This is a genomic window from Neisseria sp. P0021.S006 (genome assembly GCF_051956895.1).
The window spans coordinates 1-693 of the sequence record NZ_JBQCWZ010000734.1 but is presented as its reverse complement, the minus strand read 5'-3'; the positions used below and the strand labels follow the sequence as shown (position 1 = coordinate 693).

Sequence of the window (693 nt, the reverse complement as noted above, 5' to 3'; positions counted from 1 at the left end):
TTCTAAGCTGTCTCTAAAGACAAGGCCGTCTGAAAAATTTCAGACGGCCTTTTTGTTGATTAAAGCGGTTTATTTGTCGTGGTTGGTCAGCGTTGTGCCGTGACGGCCGCCGCGTTCTTTCAAACGTTGTACCAAGCCTTCGACCGTTGTCGGCATGCCGTCGATACAGAATGCCTGATACAGGGCGGTGTGCAGGGCATCGTTGCGGCTGAACGCATTGCCGATCAGCTTCCAATCGCCTTTGCGCGGTTCAATCCAGCGGCGGTTTACTGTATCGCCGTAAGCGAATACTTTGTAAGACGAACGCTTGTCGTTGCTGTAAGTAAAGGATGTGCGGGCGCAATAGAGGCCTTCGACGGAGAGGTTGTCGTAGCCTTTGTCGGAGCGTACGTTCAAGACGTAGCGGATGCTGTTGTCCGGCGCAGGCATGATTTGCAGGCTGCTGAGCAGGATTTTGGGCTGCTTGCCGTAGGTTTCGTTGACATAGAGGTCGAACCAATCGCTCGATTGGGTATCGGGCAGAGGCGGCAACTCGGCTTTGTGTTCTTTAAACTCGCGTGCGGCAACTTCTTCAGGGCTTTCCTGATAACGCGTGTTGGTCAGCGTATCTTTTTGGCTGAAACCCAAAGCAAATGCTTGAGTCGCGGCAAGGCTGAGGGCGAGAAGGGCAAAACGGCGCATAGACAGCTCCAA

At 53.2% G+C, this 693-nt stretch carries 1 protein-coding gene; it reads right to left on the bottom strand.

Going from position 1 to position 693, the window contains the following annotated elements:
• Window positions 1–69 precede the first annotated feature (69 nt).
• The gene (locus ACTHUM_RS16785) at window positions 70–681 is read right to left on the bottom strand and encodes a CNP1-like family protein (RefSeq protein ID WP_199900396.1); all 612 of its coding nucleotides are present in this window, start codon (window positions 679–681) and stop codon (window positions 70–72) included.
• Window positions 682–693 lie beyond the last annotated feature (12 nt).